Source organism: Tepidimonas sp. (genome assembly GCF_036825565.1).
GTDB lineage: Bacteria > Pseudomonadota > Gammaproteobacteria > Burkholderiales > Burkholderiaceae_C > Tepidimonas.
In genome coordinates this window covers 13,876-37,441 of record NZ_DAISXZ010000007.1, presented here as the reverse complement: position 1 = coordinate 37,441, position 23,566 = coordinate 13,876, and the positions used below count along the sequence as shown (strand labels likewise).

The 23,566-nt window shown below is 67.5% G+C and carries 23 protein-coding genes and 1 tRNA gene; 17 read left to right on the top strand and 7 right to left on the bottom strand.

Annotated elements, in window-relative coordinates; genetic code table 11:
• Positions 1–68: 68 nt before the first annotated feature.
• Positions 69–1,421 (top strand): RsmB/NOP family class I SAM-dependent RNA methyltransferase, encoded by a 1,353-nt coding sequence (locus tag V7026_RS02370; protein ID WP_334153642.1) that lies wholly within the window; start codon positions 69–71, stop codon positions 1,419–1,421.
• Positions 1,422–1,671: 250 nt separating this feature from the next.
• Here V7026_RS02370 and V7026_RS02365 read toward each other — a convergent pair.
• Positions 1,672–1,758: transfer RNA gene (locus V7026_RS02365), tRNA-Leu, on the bottom strand.
• A gap of 109 nt (positions 1,759–1,867) precedes the next feature.
• Here V7026_RS02365 and V7026_RS02360 point away from each other — a divergent pair.
• Positions 1,868–2,491, top strand: a complete 624-nt coding sequence (locus V7026_RS02360) for a DUF6806 family protein (protein WP_334153641.1) — start codon at positions 1,868–1,870, stop codon at positions 2,489–2,491.
• A 4-nt stretch (positions 2,492–2,495) separates the two neighbouring features.
• On the opposite strand, the gene V7026_RS02355 is transcribed toward V7026_RS02360, so the two are convergent.
• Together V7026_RS02355 and V7026_RS02350 are read right to left on the bottom strand one after the other, a co-directional pair.
• The gene (locus V7026_RS02355) at positions 2,496–4,046 is read right to left on the bottom strand and encodes a fumarate hydratase (protein ID WP_334153640.1); all 1,551 of its coding nucleotides are present in this window, start codon (positions 4,044–4,046) and stop codon (positions 2,496–2,498) included.
• A 69-nt stretch (positions 4,047–4,115) separates the two neighbouring features.
• A complete protein-coding gene (locus V7026_RS02350) occupies positions 4,116–4,706 on the bottom strand; it encodes a TIGR00645 family protein (RefSeq protein WP_334153639.1) in 591 nt (196 codons plus the stop codon).
• A 155-nt stretch (positions 4,707–4,861) separates the two neighbouring features.
• Between V7026_RS02350 and acs the strand changes: the two genes are divergently transcribed.
• The gene (acs, locus tag V7026_RS02345) at positions 4,862–6,856 is read left to right on the top strand and encodes an acetate--CoA ligase (protein WP_334153638.1); all 1,995 of its coding nucleotides are present in this window, start codon (positions 4,862–4,864) and stop codon (positions 6,854–6,856) included.
• Between the two features lie 163 nt (positions 6,857–7,019).
• Here acs and V7026_RS02340 read toward each other — a convergent pair whose 3' ends face one another.
• The gene (locus V7026_RS02340; RefSeq protein WP_334153637.1) at positions 7,020–7,325 is read right to left on the bottom strand and encodes a c-type cytochrome; all 306 of its coding nucleotides are present in this window, start codon (positions 7,323–7,325) and stop codon (positions 7,020–7,022) included.
• A gap of 165 nt (positions 7,326–7,490) precedes the next feature.
• Here V7026_RS02340 and V7026_RS02335 point away from each other — a divergent pair, with 165 nt between their 5' ends.
• Positions 7,491–7,730 (top strand): TIGR04438 family Trp-rich protein, encoded by a 240-nt coding sequence (locus V7026_RS02335; protein ID WP_334153636.1) that lies wholly within the window; start codon positions 7,491–7,493, stop codon positions 7,728–7,730.
• Between the two features lie 113 nt (positions 7,731–7,843).
• Complete coding sequence (gene ilvD, locus V7026_RS02330; RefSeq protein WP_334153635.1) at positions 7,844–9,757, top strand: dihydroxy-acid dehydratase; 1,914 nt, start codon at positions 7,844–7,846, stop codon at positions 9,755–9,757.
• 8 nt (positions 9,758–9,765) lie between these two features.
• Here ilvD and V7026_RS02325 read toward each other — a convergent pair whose 3' ends face one another.
• Positions 9,766–10,002, bottom strand: a complete 237-nt coding sequence (locus V7026_RS02325) for a hypothetical protein (protein WP_334153634.1) — start codon at positions 10,000–10,002, stop codon at positions 9,766–9,768.
• A 92-nt stretch (positions 10,003–10,094) separates the two neighbouring features.
• On the opposite strand from V7026_RS02325, the gene lgt reads away from it, so the two are divergent.
• Both lgt and V7026_RS02315 read left to right on the top strand, forming a co-directional pair.
• A complete protein-coding gene (gene lgt / locus V7026_RS02320) occupies positions 10,095–10,895 on the top strand; it encodes a prolipoprotein diacylglyceryl transferase (protein WP_334153633.1) in 801 nt (266 codons plus the stop codon).
• Between the two features lie 11 nt (positions 10,896–10,906).
• On the top strand, positions 10,907–12,460 hold the full coding sequence (locus V7026_RS02315; protein ID WP_334153632.1) for a malonate--CoA ligase: 1,554 nt from the start codon (positions 10,907–10,909) through the stop codon (positions 12,458–12,460).
• Positions 12,461–12,482: 22 nt separating this feature from the next.
• On the opposite strand, the gene V7026_RS02310 is transcribed toward V7026_RS02315, so the two are convergent.
• Complete coding sequence (locus tag V7026_RS02310) at positions 12,483–12,926, bottom strand: universal stress protein (protein WP_334153631.1); 444 nt, start codon at positions 12,924–12,926, stop codon at positions 12,483–12,485.
• 143 nt (positions 12,927–13,069) lie between these two features.
• Here V7026_RS02310 and V7026_RS02305 point away from each other — a divergent pair, with 143 nt between their 5' ends.
• The 9 genes from V7026_RS02305 (at position 13,070) to V7026_RS02265 (ending at position 21,188) form a co-directional block, all read left to right on the top strand.
• Entirely contained in the window at positions 13,070–15,475 is a 2,406-nt protein-coding gene (locus tag V7026_RS02305; RefSeq protein WP_334153630.1) for a heavy metal translocating P-type ATPase, read from the top strand.
• A 35-nt stretch (positions 15,476–15,510) separates the two neighbouring features.
• Entirely contained in the window at positions 15,511–15,648 is a 138-nt protein-coding gene (ccoS, locus tag V7026_RS02300; protein WP_143968237.1) for a cbb3-type cytochrome oxidase assembly protein CcoS, read from the top strand.
• A 73-nt stretch (positions 15,649–15,721) separates the two neighbouring features.
• Positions 15,722–17,161, top strand: a complete 1,440-nt coding sequence (gene ccoN / locus V7026_RS02295) for a cytochrome-c oxidase, cbb3-type subunit I (RefSeq protein WP_334153629.1) — start codon at positions 15,722–15,724, stop codon at positions 17,159–17,161.
• Between the two features lie 10 nt (positions 17,162–17,171).
• Positions 17,172–17,870: a cytochrome-c oxidase, cbb3-type subunit II gene (gene ccoO / locus V7026_RS02290; protein WP_334153628.1), complete on the top strand. Its 699-nt coding sequence runs from the start codon at positions 17,172–17,174 to the stop codon at positions 17,868–17,870.
• Between the two features lie 12 nt (positions 17,871–17,882).
• A complete protein-coding gene (locus V7026_RS02285; protein ID WP_334153627.1) occupies positions 17,883–18,020 on the top strand; it encodes a cbb3-type cytochrome oxidase subunit 3 in 138 nt (45 codons plus the stop codon).
• A gap of 22 nt (positions 18,021–18,042) precedes the next feature.
• Complete coding sequence (gene ccoP / locus V7026_RS02280; RefSeq protein ID WP_334153626.1) at positions 18,043–18,948, top strand: cytochrome-c oxidase, cbb3-type subunit III; 906 nt, start codon at positions 18,043–18,045, stop codon at positions 18,946–18,948.
• 67 nt (positions 18,949–19,015) lie between these two features.
• Positions 19,016–20,440 (top strand): cytochrome c oxidase accessory protein CcoG, encoded by a 1,425-nt coding sequence (gene ccoG / locus V7026_RS02275; protein WP_334153625.1) that lies wholly within the window; start codon positions 19,016–19,018, stop codon positions 20,438–20,440.
• A gap of 77 nt (positions 20,441–20,517) precedes the next feature.
• Positions 20,518–20,811 carry a nitrogen fixation protein FixH gene (locus V7026_RS02270; RefSeq protein ID WP_334153624.1) on the top strand — a complete coding sequence of 98 codons (294 nt, stop codon included), beginning with the start codon at positions 20,518–20,520 and terminating at the stop codon, positions 20,809–20,811.
• A gap of 35 nt (positions 20,812–20,846) precedes the next feature.
• A complete protein-coding gene (locus tag V7026_RS02265) occupies positions 20,847–21,188 on the top strand; it encodes a hypothetical protein (protein ID WP_334153623.1) in 342 nt (113 codons plus the stop codon).
• Positions 21,189–21,236: 48 nt separating this feature from the next.
• Here the strand turns inward: V7026_RS02265 and fnr are convergent, their stop codons facing one another.
• The gene (gene fnr, locus V7026_RS02260; RefSeq protein ID WP_334153622.1) at positions 21,237–21,962 is read right to left on the bottom strand and encodes a fumarate/nitrate reduction transcriptional regulator Fnr; all 726 of its coding nucleotides are present in this window, start codon (positions 21,960–21,962) and stop codon (positions 21,237–21,239) included.
• A gap of 204 nt (positions 21,963–22,166) precedes the next feature.
• On the opposite strand from fnr, the gene hemN reads away from it, so the two are divergent.
• On the top strand, positions 22,167–23,552 hold the full coding sequence (gene hemN / locus V7026_RS02255; protein WP_334165939.1) for an oxygen-independent coproporphyrinogen III oxidase: 1,386 nt from the start codon (positions 22,167–22,169) through the stop codon (positions 23,550–23,552).
• Positions 23,553–23,566: the final 14 nt, after the last annotated feature.

Genomic DNA, 23,566 nt, shown 5'->3' with positions numbered 1-23,566 from the left:
TCCCGCAGCCCCGGAGCACCCCCGCGCCCCGTGCACCGTGCCCGCGGGCCGTCGGCGACAATCGCCCCATGTTCCGTTCCACCCGTCCGCCGGCGCGCCGACCCTCCGCGGTGGCGCCCCTGGTCTTGGCCACCCGACTGTTGCAGGAGACGCTGCGCTTTCAGCAGCCGCCCGATGCGCTGCTCTCCGACGCCTTTCGCGGCCCCCAGCGGGTCGGCCCGCGTCTGCGCCAGGCGGTGGGCGATGCCCTCTACGCCGCGCTGCGCGATTTGCCCCGCTGGCATGCCTTGACCACGGTCCTACAGGGGCAGGGCGGTGCGCCGCTGGATGTGGCGCGCTGCCGGACCCAACCCGACTGGTGCGACAGCGTCATCCGGCTGGCCTGGCCAGTCGCGGCCCTGCCGGCGTTGGCCGAGGCCGATGCGTCCGCCGCCGCCGAAGTCGGCGACTGGCAGGCGCGCGCTCGCGCGGTGGACATAACGCCCATCCCCGATACGGTACGCCTGGGTCTGCCCGATTGGCTGATCGAGCGCCTGCGCAGCGCCGTCGGGCCCGAGATCGATGCCCTGGCCGCCGCTCTGCGTCATCCTGCCTCGTTGGACCTGCGTGTCAATGCGCTGCGGGCCAAGCGTCCCGCCGTGCTGGCGGAGCTGCAAGCGGCGGGTTTGCCTGCCGAAGCCACGCCGCATGCGCCGTGGGGCATCCGCTTGCCCGCTCGCGTGCCCCTGCAGGGACTGGCGGTCTATGCCCGTGGCGCCATCGAAGTCCAGGACGAAGGCTCGCAACTCATCGCGGCGCTGGTAGGCGCCCGCCGTGGCGAAACCGTGGCCGACTTTTGCGCCGGTGGCGGCGGCAAAACCCTGGCCCTGGGGGCGGACATGCGCGACACCGGCCGCCTGTACGCCTTCGACACCGTGGTCTGCCGCCTGGACGCCTTGCCAGCGCGCGCCCGGCGGGCCGGGCTGACCCAGGTGCACCCCATGGCCATCGCGCACGAGCGCGATGAGCGTTTGCAGCGCTTGGCCGGCAAAATCGACCGCGTGCTGGTGGACGCGCCCTGCAGCGGACTGGGCACCCTGCGGCGCCATCCGGAGCTGATGTGGCGTCACACCCCCGCCACCGTCGCCAAGCTGGCCGCCCTGCAGCAGCGCATTCTGGCCGCTGCTGCGGCACTCGTGCGCCCCGGTGGTCGTCTGGTCTACGCCACCTGCAGCCTGTTGGCGGAGGAAAACGAGGCCGCGGCCGATGCCTTCACCACCGCTCTGCGCGGCGACTTCGTGCGGTTGGATGCGCAGGCGCTGCTGGCGGATGCCCGCGTGGACGACCCGGCGTCGGTGGTGGAAGGCGGCGCCCTGCGCCTGTGGCCGCACCGACACGGCACGGACGGTTTTTTTGCCGTCGCGTGGCAGCGGCGTGGTTGAAGTGGTCAGACGAAAGCGGCCATGCGTTGCTTGTCGCAAGCCAAGCCCATCAGCTGCCCGAGGGCGAACGCTGCCGAGGTGGTGGCGCGCCTGCGTGCAAAACGGGCCCCGGCCTGATGGTGGGCAGGCCGACGCGCTACGAGGTCCTGCTGACCGAGGGTACAGAGCAAGACTTGGAGGCGCTCTGCGGCCAAAACGCCGAGTTCGATGGCGTGGCCAAGGCCAACCACGTTCTCGACCGCCTAGAGGTTGGTACGGGTGGCGGGACTCGAACCCGCACGGCCTTACAGCCTCAGGATTTTAAGTCCTGTATGTCTACCGATTCCATCACACCCGCGGCCGCTGGGCGGGATTCTATCGGCGCAGCCTGGGGGCCAGGGGAGCGGGCGCCGCGCCCGCTGCCCACCCCGCCGTACAATCGCAGCTTTGACCCAGCGGTGGCGACCATGAGCCAAGACAACCCTCCGTTCGAGATCCACGTGCATGGCGACATCCGCCTGCGTGACGACGTGGACTACACCCATATCCAGGAGGCGCTGCGGCCGTTGTGGAATTATGTCGGCGCGCGCTCGCTGATCGATGCCGCGGCCAGTTCCTATGAAGAGGAACCGGGCATCCGCTTCGACCCGCAGGAGCATGTCCTGCAGATGTGCTGGACCATCGAAGGCGACGACGATTTTCGGCTGGCCATCGAGGAGGCCTGCATGGGTCTCAACGAGATCTCGGCCACCGGCGCCGCGATCGAAGTGTCGTTCTACGACCTCGATTTCGACGAGGAAGATGCCCCGCCCGATGCCGAGGCGCGCGACGATTTTCTGATGTGTTTCGTTGGCCCGACGCCGGCAGCCATCATGCAGGTGCAGCGCGATCTGCTGGTGCAGGATGTCGTGCAGCTCATGGAGCGGCATTTCGATGCCTCCGAGCTGGGCGGCGTGGTCGAGGCCATCGACCGCCTGTTCTCCAGCCGCTTCGACGCCATGGTGAACTCGCTGCAGCTCGGCCGTCCTCCGCGCGGCGCAAGCCCCGGCGGCGGGCACGGTGGCCCGCGCAAGCCGCGGCACCTGCACTGATGGATCAACCCGCCGTCACGGCGATGCCCTTGAACTCGCCGCTGGCGATGCGCTGGCTCCACTCGGCCGGGCCGCTTTGGTGCACGCTGTTGCCGGTGGCGTCCACGGCCACGGTCACGGGCATGTCCTGCACTTCGAACTCGTAGATGGCCTCCATGCCCAGGTCCTCGAAGCCCACCACGCGCGCCGCCTTGATGGCCTTGGCCACCAGATAGGCCGCGCCGCCCACGGCCATCAGGTAGGCGCTGCGGTTGTCGCGGATGGCCTCGATGGCCACCGGGCCGCGTTCGCTCTTGCCGATCATGGAAATCAGCCCGGTCTTCTCCAGCATCATGCGCGTGAACTTGTCCATGCGGGTGGCGGTGGTGGGGCCGGCGGGGCCGACCACCTCGTTGCGCACCGGGTCCACCGGGCCCACGTAGTAGATCACTCGGTTGGTGAAGTCGACCGGCAGCTTCTCGCCCTTGGCCAGCATGTCGGCAATGCGCTTGTGCGCGGCGTCACGGCCGGTCAGCATCTTGCCGTTGAGCAGCAGCTTTTGTCCCGCCTTCCAGGACGCCACTTCCTCCTTGGTCAGGGTGTCCAGGTTGACGCGGGTGGCGCTCTTCGTGTCGGGCGTCCAGGTCACGGCGGGCCAGTCTTCCAGCTTCGGCGCCTCCAACTGGGCCGGGCCGCTGCCGTCCAGGTGGAAATGCACATGGCGCGTGGCCGCGCAGTTGGGGATCATCGCCACCGGCAGGCTGGCCGCGTGGGTGGGGTAGTCCAGGATCTTGACGTCCACCACGGTCGTCAGGCCCCCCAGCCCCTGTGCGCCGATGCCCAGCGCGTTGACCTTCTCGTATAGCTCCAGCCGCAGTTCCTCCACGCGGGTGAGCGTGGCGCCGGACCGCTTTTTGTCGATCAGCTCGTGGATGTCCACTGGCGCCATCAGGGCCTCCTTGGCCAACAACATGGCCTTCTCCGGCGTGCCGCCGATGCCGATGCCGAGGATGCCCGGCGGGCACCAGCCCGCGCCCATGGTGGGCACTGTCTTTAGCACCCAGTCCAAGATGGAGTCCGACGGATTGAGCATGACCATCTTGGTCTTGTTTTCCGAGCCGCCGCCCTTGGCCGCGCAGATCACTTCCACCTGGTCGCCGGGCACGATCTCGTAGTGCACCACGGCGGGGGTGTTGTCCTTGGTGTTCTTGCGCGCGCCGGCCGGATCCGCCAGCACCGAGGCGCGCAGCGGGTTGTCCGGGTTGAGGTAGGCGCGGCGCACGCCCTCGTTGATCATGTCCTGCACGCTCATCGTGGCGTCGGGCCAGGTCACGTTCATGCCGACTTTTAGAAACACGACCGCGATGCCGGTGTCCTGGCAGATGGGCCGGTGGCCCTCGGCGCTCAGGCGGCTGTTGGTCAGGATCTGCGCGATGGCGTCCTTGGCGGCTGGGCTTTGTTCGCGCTCGTAGGCTTGGCCGAGGGCCTGGATGTAGTCCAGCGGGTGGTAGAAGCTGATGTACTGGAACGCGTCGGCGATGGACTGGATCAGGTCTTCTTGGCGGATGGCGGTCATGGTGGGTTCCCTTGACGTAACGGCAGCGCGCCACGCCATCCCCGGCACGGCGCGACGGGGGCGGGGGCGTCAGTGGTCGTCGTCGCCCGGGTGGTGGATCAGCCTCTCGGTCAACGCGATGGCCAGCGCGCTCAGCAGGAACACCGCATGGATCACGGTCTGCCACAGCAGCACCTTGTCGGTGTAGTTGGCCGCGTTGATGAAGGTCTTGAGCAGGTGGATCGAGCTGATGCCGATGATGGCCGTCGCGAGCTTGACCTTGAGCACCCCGGCGTTGACGTGGTTGAGCCACTCCGGCTGGTCCGGGTGGCCCTCCAGCCGCAGGCGGCTGACGAACGTCTCGTAACCGCCGACGATGACCATGATCAGCAGGTTGCTGATCATCACCACGTCGATGAGGGCCAGCACCACCAGCATGATGATGGTTTCGTTGAGTCCGTCCAGCTTGGCCGAGGTGACGTAACCGATGCTCGTGACCAGCTTGTCCAGCGCCGCTTCGTTGCCAAACGCCGCCTCGATCAGGTGCACCAGTTCCACCCAAAAGTGGTACACATACACCGCTTGCGCCACGATCAGGCCGATGTACAGTGGCAGCTGAAGCCAGCGGCTCGCGAAGATCAGTTTCGGCAGCGGCGGGATCGGCTTGTTTAGCTGGGTCATGAAGCGCTCGGTAACGGATCTGGCGCGCCAATTGTAGTGGCGGGGTGTGACGTGCTGGCGGGCTGCGCCTTTGCGTAAGGGCCTCGTCAGAGACCCGCTGCACAGTTGCCGTCTGTCGTTGTCCCCATTCCAAATGTCCTGAGGAGACCCCCGACATGGCTGAATCGACCTCTGCCATCGCTTCGATGCTGGTGGAAAACCGTGTTTTCGATCCCCATCCGTCGCTGGCGGCCCAGGCGCGCGTGTCCGGCATGGACGCCTACCGTGCCCTGTGTGCCGAGGCCGAGGCCGATTTCGACGGATTCTGGGCCCGCCGCGCGCGCGAGCTGCTGGTCTGGCACAAGCCGTTTACCCAGGTGCTGGACGAGTCCAACAAGCCGTTCTATAGGTGGTTCGCTGATGGTGAGCTCAACGCCTCGTACAACTGCCTGGACCGCCACATGGGCACCCCCGTCGAGAACAAGACGGCCATCGTCTTCGAGGCCGACGATGGGGCGGTCACCCGAGTCACCTACAAGGAACTGCTCGCGCGCGTCAGCCAGTTTGCCAACGCCCTCAAGGGTCTGGGCGTCAAGAAAGGCGACCGCGTCGTCATCTACATGCCCATGACCATCGAGGGCGTGGTGGCGATGCAGGCCTGCGCGCGCATCGGCGCCACGCACAGCGTGGTGTTCGGGGGCTTTTCGGCCAAGGCGCTGCAGGAGCGCATCCAGGACGCCGGCGCGGTGGCCGTCATCACCGCCAACTACCAGATGCGCGGCGGCAAGGAGCTGCCCCTGAAGGCCATCGTGGACGAAGGCATCGCCATGGGCGGGTGCGAGTCGGTGCGCCACGTCGTGGTGTTCCAGCGCACCGCCACCGCCTGCGCCATGGTCCCCGGCCGCGATGTGTGGATGCATGAGGCGCTGGCGGGTCAGCCCACCGAATGCGCCCCCGAGTGGGTCGGGGCGGAGCACCCGCTGTTCGTGCTCTACACATCCGGCTCCACCGGCAAGCCCAAGGGCGTGCAGCACTCCACTGGCGGCTACCTGCTGTGGGCCAAGCAGACCATGCTGTGGACCTTCGACCTGAAGGACAGCGACGTCTTCTGGTGCACCGCCGACATCGGCTGGATCACCGGCCACACCTACGTGGCCTACGGACCGCTGGCCGCCGGCGCCACGCAGATCGTCTTCGAGGGCGTGCCGACCTACCCCAACGCCGGGCGCTTCTGGCAGATGATCGAGCGCCACAAGGCCACTATCTTCTACACCGCGCCCACCGCGATCCGCTCGCTGATCAAGGCCAGCGACACCGACGAAAAGGTGCACCCGCGCAACTGGGACCTGTCGACGCTGCGCGTCCTGGGTTCGGTCGGCGAGCCGATCAACCCCGAGGCCTGGATGTGGTACTACAAGCACGTCGGCGGCGAGCGCTGCCCGATCGTCGACACCTTCTGGCAGACCGAGACCGGCGGCCACATGATCACGCCGCTGCCGGGCGCCACGCCGCTGGTGCCGGGCTCGTGCACGCTGCCGCTGCCCGGCATCTTCGCCGCCATCGTCGATGAGCAGGGCAACGACATGCCCAACGGCCAGGGCGGCATCCTGGTCGTCAAGAAGCCGTGGCCGTCGATGATCCGCACCATCTGGGGCGACCCGGAGCGCTTCAAGAAGAGCTACTTCCCCGAGGAGCTCAAGGGCTACTACCTGGCCGGCGACGGCGCCGTGCGCTCCGAGGACCGCGGCTACTTCCGCATCACCGGCCGCATCGACGACGTGCTCAACGTCAGCGGCCACCGCATGGGTACGATGGAAATCGAGTCGGCGCTGGTGGCCAAGACCGACCTCGTGGCCGAGGCCGCGGTGGTCGGCCGCCCAGACGACCTGACCGGCGAGGCCATCGTCGCCTTCGTCGTGCTCAAGCGCCCGCTGCCGCAGGGCGAGGAGGCCAAGCAGATCGCCAACGAGCTGCGCAACTGGGTGGCCAAGGAAATCGGCCCGATCGCCAAGCCGAAGGACATCCGCTTCGGCGAAAACCTGCCCAAGACCCGCTCCGGCAAGATCATGCGCCGCCTGCTGCGGGCGATTGCCAAGGGCGAGGCGATCACGCAGGACGTCTCGACGCTGGAGAATCCCCACATCCTGGAGCAGTTGGCCAAGACCAATTGAGGATGCCGGCGTCGCGGCGGCCACCCGGGCGGCCGCCGCAGCCCGTCGCATTGCTGGCGGCCGACGAATCAACAAAAAAGCCTCGCACGCGGCGAGGCTTTTTGCATGTTCGTGGCCGTGCATCGAGCGCCGGCCGACCACGGCGGCCGCGCGGGCCGGCGTGTCACTTCAGGCTCAGCACCCAGGCGGACAGCTTTTTGGCCTCGGCGTCGTTGACCTGCGGATTGGCCGGCATCGGCACGGCGCCCCAGACCCCCGAGCCGCCTTTTTGGATCTTGGTGGCCAGCGAATCGACGGCCTTGGCGTCGCCTGCGTATTTCTTGGCGATGTCCTTGTACGACGGCCCGACGAGTTTTTTGTCCACCGCGTGGCAGGCCATGCAGTTTTTGGCCTTGGCCAGGGCTTCGTCGGCCAGGGCGGGCGCGGAGACGACGGCGGTGGCGGCCAGGATGAGCAGAGCGCGTTTCATGGTGTCTTTCCCGTGAAGGTTGAGGAAGGAGCGGCACACGGAAGCCATTCTAGCGGGACGCCTGTCGGGCACAATCCGTCTTTACAGCTTGTTGCAAACGATACGTCCGCGGGCGATTCCTGGGGTTTCACAGGGATTTCGCCGCTCGGTTTCAGGAGTGCGGCCATGGGTTTTCTCGTGCTGGGCGTGGTCTTGCTGATTCTCAAGTGGGCGGCCATCGGCCCGGTGGCGCAGTGGTCATGGACCTGGGTGCTCGCGCCGTTTGCCCTGGCCGCGTTGTGGTGGTGGTGGGCGGACTGGTCGGGCTACACCAAGCGCCGCGCGATGCGCCGCGACGAGGCGCGCAAGGCGGCCCGCCTCGAGAAAGCTCGCGCCAGCTTGCGACCCCCCAAGCCCCGACCCTGATGTGCCACCCCGTTTGTCGCGGGCCGGCGACTGCGCTGGCACAATGACGTGGCAGACCCGAGCGGTGGTTGCCCGTGCAGCCGCCATCCTCTGATCCCATCCCTCATCGATCCATGCCCACCTACCGCTCCCGCACCACCACGCAAGGTCGCAACATGGCCGGCGCGCGCGCCCTGTGGCGCGCCACCGGCATGAAGGACGGCGACTTCGACAAGCCCATCATCGCCGTGGCCAACTCGTTTACGCAGTTCGTGCCCGGCCATGTGCACCTGAAGGATCTGGGTCAACTCGTCTGCCGCGAGATCGAGGCCGCCGGCGGCGTGGCCAAGGAGTTCAACACCATCGCCGTGGACGACGGCATCGCGATGGGCCACGACGGCATGCTGTACTCGCTGCCCAGTCGCGAGCTGATCGCCGACAGCGTCGAGTACATGGTCAACGCGCATTGTGCCGACGCGCTGGTGTGCATTTCCAACTGCGACAAGATTACCCCTGGCATGCTGATGGCGGCGATGCGCCTGAACATCCCGACCGTGTTCGTCTCCGGCGGGCCGATGGAGGCCGGCAAGGTGCGTCTGGCGGTGCCGGGCGAGCAAACCGTGCAAATCAAAAAGCTGGACCTGGTCGACGCGATGGTGATGGCCGCCGACCCCCATGTCGATGAGGCCACCGTGGCCGAGGTGGAACGCTCGGCCTGCCCGACCTGTGGCTCGTGCTCCGGCATGTTCACCGCCAACTCGATGAACTGCCTGACCGAGGCGCTGGGCCTGTCGCTGCCGGGCAACGGCACGGTGCTCGCCACACACGCCGACCGCGAGCAGCTGTTTCGCCGCGCCGGCCGGCTGATCGTGGAGCTGGCGCGCCGCTACTACGAACAGGACGATGCGTCGGTGCTGCCGCGCTCCATCGCCACCTTCGAGGCGTTCGAGAACGCGATGTCGCTCGACATCGCGATGGGGGGCTCGACCAACACCGTGCTGCATCTGCTGGCCACCGCGCGCGAGGCCGAGGTGCCGTTCACGATGGCCGACATCGACCGCCTGTCGCGCCGTGTGCCGACGCTGTGCAAGGTGGCGCCCAACACCAACAAGTACCACATTGAGGACGTGCACCGCGCCGGCGGCATCATGGGCATCCTCGGCGAGCTGGCGCGCGCCGGCTTGCTGCACACGAATGCGCGCACCGTGCACAGCGCCACGCTGGCCGAGGCGCTGGCGCACTGGGACGTCATGGTCACCGAGTCGGAGGAGGTGCGCACCTTCTGCCGCGCCGGCCCGGCCGGCATCCCGACGCAGCAGCCGTTCAGCCAGAGCATGTGCTGGCCGACGCTGGACCTGGACCGCCGCGAGGGCTGCATCCGCTCGGTCGAGCACGCCTACTCGCGCGACGGCGGGCTGGCGGTGCTGTACGGCAACCTGGCGCAGGACGGCTGCATCGTCAAGACCGCCGGCATCGACGAGAGCATGTTCGAGGTCGAGCAGCTGCGCTACACCACCAGCGTGCCGACCTCGGTGCTGCGCGTCTTCGAGGGGGCGGCGCGCGTGTTCGAGAGCCAGGACGCGGCGGTGGACGGCATCCTGGGCGATCAGGTCCAGCCCGGCGATGTGGTCGTCATCCGCTACGAGGGCCCGCGCGGCGGCCCCGGTATGCAGGAAATGCTCTACCCGACCTCGTACCTCAAGTCCAAGGGTCTGGGCAAGGTCTGCGCGCTGCTGACCGACGGGCGCTTCTCCGGTGGCACCTCGGGCCTGTCGATCGGCCATGTCTCGCCGGAGGCGGCCGCCGGCGGCACGATCGGGCTGGTGCGCGACGGCGACCGCATCCGCATCGACGTCACCCGCCGCAGCATCGAGCTGCTGGTCAGCGACGAGGAGCTGGCCGCGCGCCGCGCCGAGCAGGACCGCCTGGGCTGGAAGCCCGCCAAGCCGCGCGCACGCAAGGTCTCGGCCGCGCTGCGCGCCTATGCGCATTGGGCCACGTCCGCCGACCGGGGCGCCGTGCGGGATTTGTCTCGCCTGGACGACTGATCGCCCGGTCAGCAGCGCACGCGTCTGCGTGTCCAGGCGGCACGCAGCGCGACCGACAGCACCATGACCTCTTCCTGCGTCAAATCCGGAAAATGCTCCCGCACCCGCAACGGAACGTGGTGGTAGAGGGCGTGCCCGGCAATGCCTTGGTGGGGATCCAGCAGCGGCTGGCAGAGCTGGAACGCTTCCTCGAAGACCGCCCGTACCCGGTGGTAGCGGCGCTGGTCGGCGGTGCGGACTTCCATGGTGTCCCTTCTTCGTGCGGCCATGTGTTCTGTCATCGGATTGTCACCATGATAACGGGCTGCCGCCGGTGGCCATCGCGTACCATCGGCGCATGTTGATGCATCCCCAATTCGACCCGGTGGCCATCCGCATCGGGCCGCTGGCCGTCCACTGGTACGGCCTGATGTATTTGGCCGCCTTTGCCATGTTCGTCTGGCTGGCGCGCCGTCGCCTGCGCCACGAGCCGTACCGAACGCTCGGCTGGCCGCTGCGCGATGTGGAGGACATTCTGTTTTGGGGTGTGCTGGGGGTGATCCTGGGCGGGCGCGTGGGGTATGTGCTGTTTTACAAGCCGCTCACCTATCTGGCCGAGCCGTGGCGGGTATTCGCCGTCTGGGAAGGGGGCATGAGCTTCCACGGCGGGCTGCTGGGCGTGCTGCTGGCGCTGGCGTGGTGGGCCCGCCGCCAGCAGCGGCCGTGGCTGCAGGTCATGGACTTCGTCGCGCCGTGCGTGCCCGTGGGGCTGGCGCTGGGCCGCATCGGCAACTTCATCAATGGCGAGCTGTGGGGCCGTCCGGCGCCGCCGGATCTGCCGTGGGCCATGGTGTTTCCCGCTGCCGGGCCGCTGCCGCGCCATCCGTCGCAGCTCTACCAGTTTGCGCTGGAGGGGTTGCTGCTGTTCGTGCTCCTGTGGGCGTTTGCGCGCCGGCCCCGCCGCGTCGGCGAGGTGTCGGCCGCGTTCCTCACCGGCTATGGTGTGATGCGCTTCGTCGCCGAATACTTCCGTGAGCCCGATGCCCATTTGGGCCTGTTGTCGCTGGGCCTGAGCATGGGCCAGTGGCTTAGCCTCCCGATGGTCGTGGTGGGGGCGGTCCTGTGGCTGTGGGCGCGCCGCACGCCTGCCGCCGCTTGATGACCCAGACGATGGACACCGCAACCGTGACCAACCTGTACGCCGCGCTGCGCGCCGGCTTCCCCGCCGATCTGGATGGCCCCGCCATCGAGACCGACGAGGGCCTCATCTACACCTGGCGCGACCTGGAGCGCGGCAGCGCGATGATCGCCAACCTGCTCGCGGGGCTGGATCTGCCGCCTGCCTCCCGCGTGGTGGCGCAGGTGGACAAGTCGGTCGAGGCGCTGATGCTCTACCTGGGCACGCTGCGCGCGGGCCATGTCTATGTGCCGCTCAACACCGCCTATCCGGCGGCCGAGGTCGAGTACTTCATCGACGACGCCGAGCCGGCCGTCGTCGTTTGTGCGCCGCAGCGCTTCGGCTGGGTCAGCGCCCTGGCGTTTCGGCGCGGCGCACGCGCGGTGTTCACACTCGGGGCCGATCGCTGCGGCACGCTGCTGGACCGTGCGGCGCACCATTCGGACCAGCAGATCCCGGTTGCGGTCGGGGCGCAGGCGCTGGCCTCCATCATCTACACCAGCGGCACCACCGGGCGCAGCAAGGGGGCGATGCTGACGCACGGCAACCTGCACGCCAATGCCGAGGTGCTGCGCCGCTACTGGGACTGGCGCCCGGACGACGTGCTCATCCATGTGCTGCCCATCTTCCACGTGCACGGGCTGTTCGTCGCGGTGCACGGTGCTTTGCTCAATGGCAGCCCCATGCTGTGGGCAGCCAAGTTCGACCCGCGCACCGTGCTGACTTGGCTGCGGCGCGCCACCGTATTCATGGGGGTGCCGACGCTCTACACCCGGCTGCTGGTCGAGGAGGAACTGACCGCCGAGCGTTGCGCGCACATGCGGCTGTTCATAAGCGGCTCGGCGCCGTTGCTGATCGAGACCTTTCGCGCCTGGCAACAGCGCACCGGCCACACCATCCTGGAACGCTACGGCATGAGCGAGACGATCATGCTCACCTCCAACCCCTGCACGCCCGACCCTCGCTACGGTGGGCACGCCGAGCGCCGTGGTGGCACCGTGGGTTTTCCGCTGCCGGGGGTGGAGCTGCGCATCGTCGGCGATGGCGACCGGGCGTTGCCGACCGGCGAAGTGGGCGGTGTGCAGGTGCGCGGCCCCAGCGTGTTCCAGGGCTACTGGCGCATGCCCGACAAAACCCGGGCCGAGTTCACCGCTGACGGGTGGTTTCGCACCGGCGACGTCGGTGTCATCGACGAGCGCGGCTACCTGACGCTGGTCGGCCGCAGCAAGGATCTCATCATCAGCGGGGGCTACAACGTCTATCCGGCGGAGGTGGAAGGCGCGATCAACGAACTGCCCGGCGTGGCCGAAAGTGCCGTCGTGGGCGTGCCGCACCCCGATTTTGGCGAGGTGGGCGTGGCCCTGGTGATCGCGCAGCCCGGCCACCGTATCGATCCGGACGCCGTGCTGGCCACGCTGCGCACGCGCCTGGCCAACTACAAAGTCCCCAAGCGCTGCGTGGTGGTGGACGAGCTGCCGCGCAACGCCATGGGCAAGGTGCAGAAAAACCTCCTGCGCGAGCGCTATCGCGACAGCTTCGCTGCCTGAACGGCGGGCGGTGCGGCTCGCTTCAGCGCAGCACCAGCACGGGAATGTGCGAGTGCGTCAGCACCTGCTGCGTCTCGCTGCCCAGCAGCAGCCGCTTGATGCCCCGCCGCCCGTGCGATGCCATCACGATCAGGTCGCATTTGTGGCGTTTGGCCGCGGCGATGATGGCCTCGGCAATCAGGTCGGATTTGACCGTGATCGGCTTGACCTTCACCTGCCGCGCCTGAGCCAGCGTCTTGACGGCGACCACCGTCTGGCGTGCTTCCTCCTCCCACTGCTTTTCGATCTGCCGCACCTCGGGCGTGCCAAGCGCCACCCCCCCCTCGAAATACGTCTGCGGGTAGCGCGGCACGACGCGCAACGCGACGAGTTCGGCCCCCGTCAGGTCGGCCAGGGCGATGGCGTGCTCCACGGCACGCTCCGACAGCTGGGAGCCGTCGGTGGTCACCAGGATGCGCTGGTACATGCAGGGTCTCCTCTCAAAGCAGCACGGCTGGCCGGCGGGGCCCACCCGTACCTGCCTGTCATCTTGGCACGGTAACACGTGCCCCGAGTCGGGGTTTGACCTAGGTCAAGCCTGCGTGCCTGGCGATCGGGTACCGTTCGACAATGAGCGAAACAGCCCCGCCACCGCGAGCGGCTGCAGGGGCGTCTGTCCCTGCAGTGGGGGACGGTGCGCTGTTGGCCGGGGTGTGGGGCGGCCACCGCGGTTCGCTGACGGTGGACGACGACTTCCGCGTGCTGGATGACCCGCTGGAGCAGCGCGACTTCACCGAGGTGCGCGAGGAGGGCGGCCGCACCGTCTGCGAATCGACGCTGGTGGTGCAGGGCATGTACTGCGCGGCCTGCGCCGATACGGTGGAGGCCACGCTGGCGGGCCGCAGCGGCGTGCTGGGGGCGCAGGTGCACGCCGCCACGCGGCGCCTGGCGCTGCGCTGGGATCCGGCGCGCACGCGTCTGTCCGAGCTGGCCGAGGCGGTCGGCCGCGTCGGCTACCGGCTGCTGCCGATGCAGCAGGCCCTGGCGGTCAGCGAGCGCACGCGCGAGACGCGCCGCGCGCTGTGGCGGCTGTTCGTGGCGGGCTTCTGCATGATGCAGGTGATGATGTACACGTGGCCCGAGTACGTCACCGAGCCGGGCCAAATTCCACCCGACTTGCTGCAGTTGCTGCGCTGGGCCTCGTGGGTGCTGAGCCTGCCGGTGCTGCTGTTTGCCAGCGGGCCGTTCTTCGGCAGCGCTTGGCGCGACCTGCGCCAGGGCCGCATCGGCATGGACGTGCCGGTGTCGCTGGGCATCCTGATCACCTTCGTCGTCAGCACGCTGGCCACCTTCGACCCCACCGGGCCATGGGGGCACGACATCTGGTACGACTCGCTGACGATGTTCGTGTTCTTCTTGCTCGGCGGGCGTTACCTGGAGCACAAGCTGCGCGACCGCACCGCCGGTGCGCTGGATGCACTGATGAACCGGCTGCCGGAGGTGGTGCAGCGCGAGCGTGCCGACGGAGCGCTGGAGACGGTGTCGCTCAAGCGCCTGCAAGCCGGCGACGTCGTGCATGTGCAGGCGGGACAGGCCTTTCCGGGGGATGGCGAGGTGCTGTCGGAGGCTGCCACGGTGGACGAGGCCTTGCTGACCGGCGAGTCGCATCCGGTGACGCGCCGCCGCGGCGAGGCCGTGGTGGCCGGCAGCCACAACCTGGGCGGCACGGTGCGCGTGCGCCTGCAGCGCGTCGGGCGCGAGACGCGCTTTGCCCAGATCGTGGCGCTGATGGAGCAGGCCAGCACCGACAAGCCGCGCCTAGCGCGGCTGGCGGATCGCATCGCCGCGCCGTTCCTGGTGGCGGTGCTACTGGCGGCAGGGCTGGCCGGGCTGTACTGGTGGCAGTTCGACCCCAGCCGGGCGCTGGCGGTGGCGGTGGCGGTGCTGATCGTCACCTGCCCGTGCGCGCTGTCGCTGGCCACGCCGGCGGCGATGCTGGCCGCGGCGGGCGGTCTGGCGCGCCGCGGCATCCTGACGCGGCGGCTGCAGGCATTCGAAGTGCTGGCTGCGGTGGACACCGTGGTGTTCGACAAGACCGGCACGCTGACGCAGGACCGCGTGGTGGTGCGCGACGTGCTGACGCGCCCCGGCGTGACGCGCGAGCAGGCGCTGGCGGCGGCTTGGCCGCTGGCGCGCGCCTCGCTGCACCCGGTGTCGCGTGCGCTGGTGGCCGCCGCTGGCGCGCAGTCCGATGCCCCGGCGTGGGAAGTGCGCGAGACCCCGGGCCGGGGTCTGACCGCGCAGGGCCCGGACGGTCAGACCTGGCGGCTGGGCTCGGCCGTGCACTGCGGGCTGGACGAGGCAGGGCTGGCGGCCAGCGGGCGCGCGCCGACCGATGTGCCTTGCGCGTATCTTTGTGATGGGCAGGGGTGGCTGGCCACTTTCGTGCTCGACGAGGGCGTGCGCCCGGAGGCGCGCGAAGCGATCGAGCGGCTGCGCGCGCTCGGGCTGCAGGTGCGGCTGCTGTCGGGCGACCGCCTCGGCGCCGCGCTGCGGGTGGCGCGGCCGCTCGGCGTCGAGCAGGTCGTCGCCGGCGCCAGCCCCGAGGACAAACTCGCCACGCTGCACCTCTGGCAGGCGGAGGGACGGCGCGTGGCGATGGTAGGCGATGGTCTCAACGACGGGCCGGTACTGGCCGCGGCGGACGTCTCGTTCGCGCTCGGCCACGGCGCGCCGCTGACGCAGACGCGCGCCGACTTCGTCGTGCAGAGCGGGCGGCTGACCGACATCGTGCGCACGGCGGAGATGGCGCGCGCGACGCTGCGCGTCGTGCGGCAGAACCTGGCCTGGGCGGCCGGCTACAACGCGCTCGCGGTGCCGCTGGCGGTGGCCGGCCTCATGCCGCCGTGGGCGGCGGGGCTCGGCATGGCGGCCAGCTCGCTGCTGGTCATTGGCAACGCGCTGCGGCTGGGGCGGCGCGGTGCGCCGGCCGCGGACGGCGCACCGGCGCCGGCGGCAGCCCCCACGCCGGCTTGATGGGCGCCTACCCCCGTGACTGGGAGAATCGAACGATGGAAATCCTTTACCTACTGGTGCCGCTGTCGGTGGTGCTGGTGCTGCTGATCATCGGCCTGTTCTGGTGGGCGCTGCACTCCGGTCAGTTCGACAACGTCGAGCGCGAAGGGGAGCGCATCCTGCGCCAGGATTGACCTATGTCAAGGGCGCAGGGGGAGGGCTCCCGGATACTGCGCTCGGGTGATTTTCACAACAGGAGTGTTACCTATGTCTGCAACCGCGGCGGCCCCCGCTACGGGGGTCTATAACGACAAGGTCGTGAGGCAGTTCGCCATCATGACCGTGGTGTGGGGCATCGTCGGCTTTCTGGTCGGCGTCATCATTGCCGCACAACTGGCCTGGCCGGAGCTCAACTTCGGCATCGAGTACCTGACGTACAGCCGGCTGCGTCCGCTGCACACCAACGCGGTGATCTTCGCCTTTGGCGGCTCGGCGCTGTTCGCGACCGCCTATTACGTGGTGCAGCGCACCTGTCAGACCACCCTGTTCGCCCCGGCGCTGGCCTCGTTCACGTTCTGGGGCTGGCAGGCCATCATCGTGCTGGCAGCCGTCACCCTGCCCCTGGGCATTACCAGCGGCAAGGAGTACGCCGAGCTCGAGTGGCCTATCGACTTGCTGATCGCCGTGGTGTGGGTGGCCTTTGCCATCGTGTTCTTCGGCACGGTGGGCACCCGCAAGGTGCGGCACATCTACGTGGCCAACTGGTTCTACGGTGCCTTCATCATCGCCGTGGCGCTGCTGCACATCGTCAACAGCGTGGCCATCCCGGTCAGCTTCTGGAAGTCGTACTCGGCCTACGCCGGCGTGCAGGACGCCATGGTGCAGTGGTGGTACGGCCACAACGCCGTGGGCTTCTTCCTGACCGCGGGCTTCCTCGGCATGATGTACTACTTCATCCCCAAACAGGCCGAGCGCCCGGTGTACTCCTACCGGCTGTCGATCGTGCACTTCTGGGCGCTGATCTTCACCTACATGTGGGCGGGCCCGCACCACCTGCACTACACCGCGCTGCCGGACTGGGCGCAGTCGCTGGGCATGGTGTTCTCGCTGATCCTGCTGGCGCCGAGCTGGGGCGGCATGATCAACGGCATCATGACGCTGTCGGGCGCCTGGCACAAGCTGCGTGATGACCCGATCCTGCGCTTCCTGATCGTGTCGCTGTCGTTCTACGGCATGTCGACCTTCGAAGGTCCGATGATGTCGATCAAGACCGTCAACGCGCTGAGCCACTACACCGACTGGACCATTGGTCACGTGCACTCCGGCGCGCTGGGCTGGGTCGGTCTGGTGACCATGGGCTCGATGTACTACCTGATCCCACGCCTGTTCGGCCAGAAGCAGATGTACAGCGTCAAGGCCATCGAGCTGCACTTCTGGATTTCGACCATCGGCATCGTGCTCTACATCGCTGCGATGTGGATCGCCGGTGTGATGCAGGGCCTGATGTGGCGTGCGGTCAACCCGGACGGTTCGCTGACCTACACCTTCGTCGAGTCCGTCAAGGCCACCTATCCGTTCTACGTGATCCGTCTGCTCGGCGGCGTGATGTATCTGGTCGGTATGGGCGTGATGGCGTGGAACGTGTGGAAGACCGCGGCCCAGGGCAAGGTAACCCCGGTGGCCATCCCCGCCCCCGCGCACGCCTGAGGAGGACACCATGGCCAACGCACAACACAAGCCAAGCGGTCACGAGCGCATCGAGACCAACAACTTTCTGATGATCGTCCTCATCACCCTGGTGGTGGCGGTAGGCGGTCTGGTCGAGATCGTGCCGCTGTTCTTCCAGCACTCCACCACCAAGCCGATCGAGGGTGTCAAGCCCTATCCGGCGCTGCAACTGGCCGGGCGGGATGTATACGTCCGCGAGGGTTGCTACGTCTGTCACTCGCAGATGGTGCGCCCCTTCCACGCCGAGACGCTGCGCTACGGCCCGTACTCGGTGGCCGGTGAGTTCGTCTATGACCATCCGTTCCAGTGGGGCTCCAAGCGCACCGGCCCGGACTTGGCGCGCGTCGGCGGCCGCTACTCCGACGAGTGGCACCGCATTCACCTGATCAATCCGCGCGATCTGGTGCCGGAATCCAACATGCCCGCCTATCCGTGGCTGGAGCGCCGCCCGGTGGACGCCGACGCGCTGCCCGCCAAGATGCGCGCGCTGCGCAAGGTGGGTGTGCCGTACTCGGACGAAGAGATCGCCCAGGCCGCCGAAGAGGTCAAGGGCAAGACGGAGCTGGAGGCGCTCATCGCTTATCTGCAGGGCTTGGGGACCGTTCGCTCGTGGGATAAGCTGGCGCAGCCGGCCACCAAGACCGCCCAGTCCGCCACGGGCCAGCCCGCGGCCGATGCGGCGCAGTGAGGGGACGCGATCATGGATGTCAACGATCTGCGCGTCATCGTCACGTTGCTGAGCTTCGTGACCTTCATCGGCATCTGGGTCTGGGCCTGGTCCCGCAAGAACCGGGAGCGTTTCGAGGAAGCGGCCCAACTGCCCTTCCGCGACGAGTGAGGCCCGTCAGGAGAGAATTATCATGAGCGATTTCACCAGTGACTTCTGGCACCTCTTCGTTGCCGGCGTGACCTTGATCAGTATCCTGGTCTGCGCGTTCTTCCTGTGGGCCAGCGGCAAGACCAAGGTCATGGCCGCGGCGGACAACACCACCGGCCACGTCTGGGACGAGGATCTGCGCGAGATGAATAACCCGCTGCCGCGCTGGTGGGTGTATCTGTTCATCATCACCGTGGTGTTTGCCCTGGCCTACGGCCTGATGTATCCGATGTTCGGCAAGGCGCAGGGCCAACTGGGCTGGAGTTCCCATAGCCAGTGGGAAGCCGAGCGGGCCAAGGCCCTCGCGGCGGTCGAGCCCCTGTACGCCAAGTTCAAGGGCATGGATCCCAAGGATCTGGCGAAGGACCAGCAGGCCATGGCGGTCGGCGAGCGGCTGTACATGAACTACTGCGCCCAGTGCCACGGCTCGGACGCCCGCGGCAGCAAGGGCTTCCCCAACCTGACCGATGCCGACTGGCTGGGCGGCGACGGGCAGCCGGCCTACATCCACAAGACCATTGCCGAAGGCCGTCAGGGCATCATGCCCCCGATGGCAGCGGCGGTCGGCACGCCCGAGGATGTACGCAACCTGGCGCACTATGTGCTGAGCTTGTCCGGCAGCCCCCACGACAGTGTGCGCGCCACGCAAGGGGCCGCCAAGTGGGGCGCCTGCGCGGCCTGCCACGGCGCGGATGGCAAGGGCATGCACGCCACCGGTGCGCCCAACCTGACCGACCAGATCTGGTTGCACGGTTGGGGTGAGGAGACGATCATCAAGATCATCAACGAGGGCAAGTCCAACGCGATGCCGGCGCAAAATGCCCTGCTGACAGATGCGCAAATCCATGTGCTGACGGGCTACGTCTGGAAGCTGGCGAATCCCAACTGATCCCGTCGCCGGGGGGGGGCACCTGTGGCCCGCCTCCCGGTTTTTTTGATTCGCACCGAATACTTCCATGGGTACCAGCGTAGCCAATACGCCCCAAAGCCCGACCCCGTCGGATGAAGAGGTCGAGGTGTCCTTGTACGCAGCCCGCAAGAAGATCTATCCGCGGGCGGTGACGGGGTTGTTTGCCAAGTGGCGCTGGGTCTTCGTGTGGCTGACCCAGATCGTTTTTTACGGGTTGCCCTGGCTGGCCTGGAACGACCGGCAGGCTGTGCTGTTCGATCTGGAAGCGCGGCGGTTTTACATTTTTGGTCTGGTGCTGTACCCGCAGGATTTCATTTACCTGACGGGGATTCTGGTGGTGTCGGCGTTGTCGCTGTTTTTGTTCACCGCGATTGCCGGGCGGCTGTGGTGCGGTTACGCCTGCCCGCAGACCGTCTACACCGAAATTTATCTGTGGATGGAAAAGCTCTTCGAGGGCGACCGCTCGGCGCGCATGCGCTTGGATCAGCAGCCCTGGAGCCCGAACAAGGTGGCACGCAAGGGCGGCAAGCAACTGGCGTGGATCGTATTTGGTCTGTGGACCGGCTTCACGTTTGCCGGCTATTTCACGCCGATTCGCGACCTGGGCGCGGCCTTTTTGGCATGGAGCCTGGGGCCGTGGCAAACCTTCTGGGTTTTCTTCTACGGCTTTGCGACCTACGGCAACGCGGGCTTCATGCGCGAGCAGGTCTGCAAGTACATGTGCCCGTATGCGCGCTTCCAGAGCGCGATGTTCGACAAGGACACGATGATCGTGACCTACGACGCCAAGCGCGGCGAGCCGCGCGGCGCGCGCAAGAAGTCCGCCGACCCCAAGGCCCTGGGTCTGGGCGAATGCATCGACTGCACGCTGTGCGTGCAGGTCTGTCCGACCGGTATCGACATCCGCAACGGCCTGCAGTATGAGTGCATTGGCTGCGGCGCCTGCGCCGACGTCTGCGACGAGGTGATGGAGAAGATGGGCTACCCGAAGGGACTGGTCAAATACTCGACGCAAAACGGCATGGCCAACGGCTGGACGCGCGCGCAGATGATCCGCCGAGCGCTGCGCCCGCGCGTGCTGGTCTACAGCGCTATCCTGCTGGCCATCATCGCCGCGCTGGGGGTCAGCCTGTGGCTGCGCGTGCCGCTGAAGGTGGATGTGATCCGCGACCGCGGTGCGCTGGCGCGCATGGTGGAGATGGGGCGCATCGAAAACGTCTATCGCATCCAGTTCATGAACGCTTCGGAGCACGAGCGCGAGCTGGTCGTGACCGTCGAGGGGCTGCCGGGCATCGAGGTCACTTCTGAACGCAGCGTGCATCTGCGGCCTACCGAGGTGCGCTCGGTCGCTGTGCGGGTGCAGGTGCCCGCAGGTTTGCAGGCCGGCTCGCATCCCATCACATTCGGCTTCCGCACGCCGGATGGCGCGATCGATGTCCGGGAGAAGACCACCTTCGTGGTGCCCCGTTGACGCCACCCCCCCCCGGGAAAACCCCCTGGGGGCTTCGAACCCAAGATCGATACACCAAGGCCTACACTATGCCCACGATGACCGCCCCTTCACCCGCCCGTCCATCCCCCGTGCGCCCGTGGTACCGTGAACCGTACGTCTGGATGGTGATTGGTGGGCCGCTGGTCGTGGTGGTGGCGTCCCTCGTGACGGTCATGATCGCGGTGCGCAATGCGGATACGGTGCTGCCGCGCGAGGCTGCCCCGGCGCCCGCCGTCGTGGCACCCGATCGGCTGACCCCGGAGGAGCGGCTGCAGGCCGAAAAGGCGCTGCTGCCGGCCAACCAGGGCCGCAATCATGCGGTGTCGTCGGCATTGCCCGAAAAAGATTGAGGCCCCGCCGGGGCCACACCCGAGAGGAGTGCATGATGTTGGCCCAACGCGTGATGTGGATCGCCTGGCCCGCTTTCCTGATGGCGGCGGTGATGGAAATGGTGGTGTTCGCCTTCGTCGATCCCAGCGAACTGCATTGGGCGGGGGAATCGCTCGGGTGGTCGCGGCAGACCGTCTACACCCTGGCGTTCTTTGTCTTCTGGGGCCTGACCATGGCGGCCGGCGCGCTCACGACCCTGCTGTCGCTGTCGCCGTGGGAGGTGAACCGGTGCCCGGTTCCGCCGGATCAGCGCCCCGCGGACTGTGTCCGGGGTGATGGGGTGGGGGCCAATTCCCGCTCGTCGTGCGACGGCGGACGCTGCGGCGGCTGCGCTTGAGCTGGCTGCGCTCGATAGGACTGCGCTCAAGGGGATTGGCCGGCGCCGTCAGTCCTCGCCCGAGTAGGCGTGGTTGACGATGGCGCCCAGCGCGTCGGGATCCAGGATTCTCACATAGCGCTGCTTGACTTCGATGATCCCGTCGTCCTGAAAGCGCGAGAAGGTGCGGCTGACCGTCTCCAGCTTCATGCCAAGGTAGCTGCCGATTTCCTCGCGGGTCATGCGCAGCACCATCTCGGATTTGGAAAACCCCCGCGCGTGCAGGCGCTGCACCAGATTCAGCAGAAAGGCCGCCAGCCGCTCCTCGGCGCGCATGCTGCCTAGCAGCAGCATGACACCTTGGTCGCGCACGATCTCGCGGCTCATGATGCGGTGCACATGGTGCTGCAGCGCGCTGAATTCGCGCGAAAGCTGCTCCAGCTTGTCGAACGGCAGCACGCACACCTCGGCGTCCTCCAGCGCGATCGCGGAGCAGGAGTGCTTGTCCTGCACGATGCCGTCCAGGCCCAAGATCTCCCCCGCCATCTGAAAGCCCGTGACCTGGTCGCGCCCGTCCGCCGTCGTCACGCTGGTCTTGAAAAAGCCCGAGCGCACCGCGTAGAGCGAGGTGAACGCATCGCCCGCCGCGAACAGCGCCGCGCCGCGCCGCACGCGCCGTCGGCTGGCGATCAGGTTGTCGAGCTGCTCCAACTCCTCGGGGTTGAGGCCGACGGGAATGCAGAGCTCGCGCAGGTTGCAGCTGGAGCAGGCGACTTTGATGCTGTGCAGATCCATGGGTGCGGTGGCGTTGCCGACCCCGGGGGCCGAAAGGGGACTGTCCAACGGGGGACTGCCAAATTCGACCGATGATAACAATCGGTCGGCGTGCCTGCAGGGCTTTGTCCCGGCGGGCGTTGCGGGCAGCGGCGTGCAGGGGGTTTGACTCACGTCAAGGGCCGGGGGGGCGTCCTGGGGCACATTAGCTCCCCGATGGAGCCCATGCCCGTGAAGCACGTCATCGATGAAGCCCTGCTGCGCCGGTTCGACATCCCCGGCCCGCGCTACACGTCCTACCCAACGGCGGACCGCTTCGTCGAGGCGTTTACCGAGCGCGATTACATCCAGGCGCTCGAGCAGCGCCGCGCCGGCTCGCTGGCGCTGCCGCTGTCGGTCTATGTGCACATCCCGTTTTGCGAGTCGCTGTGTTACTACTGCGCCTGCAACAAGGTGATCACCAAGCACCACGGCAAAGCGGCGGAGTATCTGCGCTACCTTTCGCGCGAGCTGGAGCTGCAGACCGACCACTTTGGCCGTGGTCACCGGGTCAGTCAGTTGCACCTGGGGGGCGGCACACCCACCTTCCTGAGCGATGCCGAATTGGCCGACCTGATGGCCATGATCCGCCGCCACTTCGAGCTGGTGCCGGGGGGCGAGTATTCGGTCGAAGTCGATCCCCGCACGGTGACGCCCGAGCGCCTGGCGCACTTGCACCAACTGGGCTTCAATCGGCTGAGCTTTGGCGTGCAGGATTTCGATCCCACCGTGCAAAAGGCCGTGCACCGTATCCAGCCGGCCGAGCAAGTGTTTGCCCTGGTCGCCGCGGCGCGGAATCTGGGTTTTGAGTCCATCAACGTCGATCTGATCTACGGCCTGCCCCAGCAGACACCGGAGTCCTTCCATCACACCCTGGAGCAGGTGGAATGCCTGCGGCCGGACCGCATTGCGCTGTATGCCTATGCGCATCTGCCGGCGCGCTTCAAGCCGCAGCGGCGCATTGTCGTGGCCGAGTTGCCCAGCCCGGCCGACAAGCTGGCGATGCTGTCGCTGTCGCTGGACCACCTGAGCGCAGCGGGCTATGCGTATGTGGGCATGGACCACTTTGCCCTGCCCAACGACGCGCTGGCGGTGGCCAAGCGGCAGGGACGGCTGCACCGCAACTTTCAGGGCTACAGCACCCAGCCCGACTGCGATCTGATCGCGCTGGGGGTGTCGGCCATCGGCCGCATCGGCGCCACCTACAGCCAAAACGCCAAGACGCTGGACGAATACTACGACGCGCTCGACCAGGGGCGGCTGCCCATCGTGCGCGGACTGGCGCTGACGCGCGAGGACCTGCTGCGCCGCAGCGTCATCATGGCCATTATGTGCCAGGGCTTGGTGGACTTCGAGTCCATCAACCTGGCGCATCTGGTGGATTTTCGTTCGCACTTTGCGCGGGAGCTGGAGCAATTGCGCGCCCTGGAGCGCGACGGGCTGGTGCGCGTGGACGATGCGCACCTGGAGGTCACCGCGACGGGGTGGTATCTGGTGCGGGCGATTGCGATGGTGTTCGACCGCTATCTGCAGGTCGATCAGGACCGCGCGCGTTTCTCCAAAATCATCTGATCCCCCGTCCCGCT

Coding starts and splice junctions, on each gene's coding strand:
- V7026_RS02355 (WP_334153640.1), bottom strand. CDS start 4,046: ATGACCGCCATCCGCCAAGAAGACCTGATCCAGTCCATCGCCGACGCG.
- V7026_RS02285 (WP_334153627.1), top strand. CDS start 17,883: ATGGATGTCAACGATCTGCGCGTCATCGTCACGTTGCTGAGCTTCGTG.
- ccoO (WP_334153628.1), top strand. CDS start 17,172: ATGGCCAACGCACAACACAAGCCAAGCGGTCACGAGCGCATCGAGACC.
- fnr (WP_334153622.1), bottom strand. CDS start 21,962: ATGGATCTGCACAGCATCAAAGTCGCCTGCTCCAGCTGCAACCTGCGC.
- ccoS (WP_143968237.1), top strand. CDS start 15,511: ATGGAAATCCTTTACCTACTGGTGCCGCTGTCGGTGGTGCTGGTGCTG.
- acs (WP_334153638.1), top strand. CDS start 4,862: ATGGCTGAATCGACCTCTGCCATCGCTTCGATGCTGGTGGAAAACCGT.
- ccoG (WP_334153625.1), top strand. CDS start 19,016: ATGGGTACCAGCGTAGCCAATACGCCCCAAAGCCCGACCCCGTCGGAT.
- V7026_RS02350 (WP_334153639.1), bottom strand. CDS start 4,706: ATGACCCAGCTAAACAAGCCGATCCCGCCGCTGCCGAAACTGATCTTC.
- ccoN (WP_334153629.1), top strand. CDS start 15,722: ATGTCTGCAACCGCGGCGGCCCCCGCTACGGGGGTCTATAACGACAAG.
- V7026_RS02270 (WP_334153624.1), top strand. CDS start 20,518: ATGACCGCCCCTTCACCCGCCCGTCCATCCCCCGTGCGCCCGTGGTAC.
- V7026_RS02310 (WP_334153631.1), bottom strand. CDS start 12,926: ATGTACCAGCGCATCCTGGTGACCACCGACGGCTCCCAGCTGTCGGAG.
- ilvD (WP_334153635.1), top strand. CDS start 7,844: ATGCCCACCTACCGCTCCCGCACCACCACGCAAGGTCGCAACATGGCC.
- V7026_RS02370 (WP_334153642.1), top strand. CDS start 69: ATGTTCCGTTCCACCCGTCCGCCGGCGCGCCGACCCTCCGCGGTGGCG.
- ccoP (WP_334153626.1), top strand. CDS start 18,043: ATGAGCGATTTCACCAGTGACTTCTGGCACCTCTTCGTTGCCGGCGTG.
- V7026_RS02340 (WP_334153637.1), bottom strand. CDS start 7,325: ATGAAACGCGCTCTGCTCATCCTGGCCGCCACCGCCGTCGTCTCCGCG.
- hemN (WP_334165939.1), top strand. CDS start 22,167: ATGCCCGTGAAGCACGTCATCGATGAAGCCCTGCTGCGCCGGTTCGAC.
- V7026_RS02360 (WP_334153641.1), top strand. CDS start 1,868: ATGAGCCAAGACAACCCTCCGTTCGAGATCCACGTGCATGGCGACATC.
- V7026_RS02325 (WP_334153634.1), bottom strand. CDS start 10,002: ATGGAAGTCCGCACCGCCGACCAGCGCCGCTACCACCGGGTACGGGCG.
- V7026_RS02265 (WP_334153623.1), top strand. CDS start 20,847: ATGTTGGCCCAACGCGTGATGTGGATCGCCTGGCCCGCTTTCCTGATG.
- V7026_RS02335 (WP_334153636.1), top strand. CDS start 7,491: ATGGGTTTTCTCGTGCTGGGCGTGGTCTTGCTGATTCTCAAGTGGGCG.
- V7026_RS02315 (WP_334153632.1), top strand. CDS start 10,907: ATGGACACCGCAACCGTGACCAACCTGTACGCCGCGCTGCGCGCCGGC.
- V7026_RS02305 (WP_334153630.1), top strand. CDS start 13,070: ATGAGCGAAACAGCCCCGCCACCGCGAGCGGCTGCAGGGGCGTCTGTC.
- lgt (WP_334153633.1), top strand. CDS start 10,095: ATGTTGATGCATCCCCAATTCGACCCGGTGGCCATCCGCATCGGGCCG.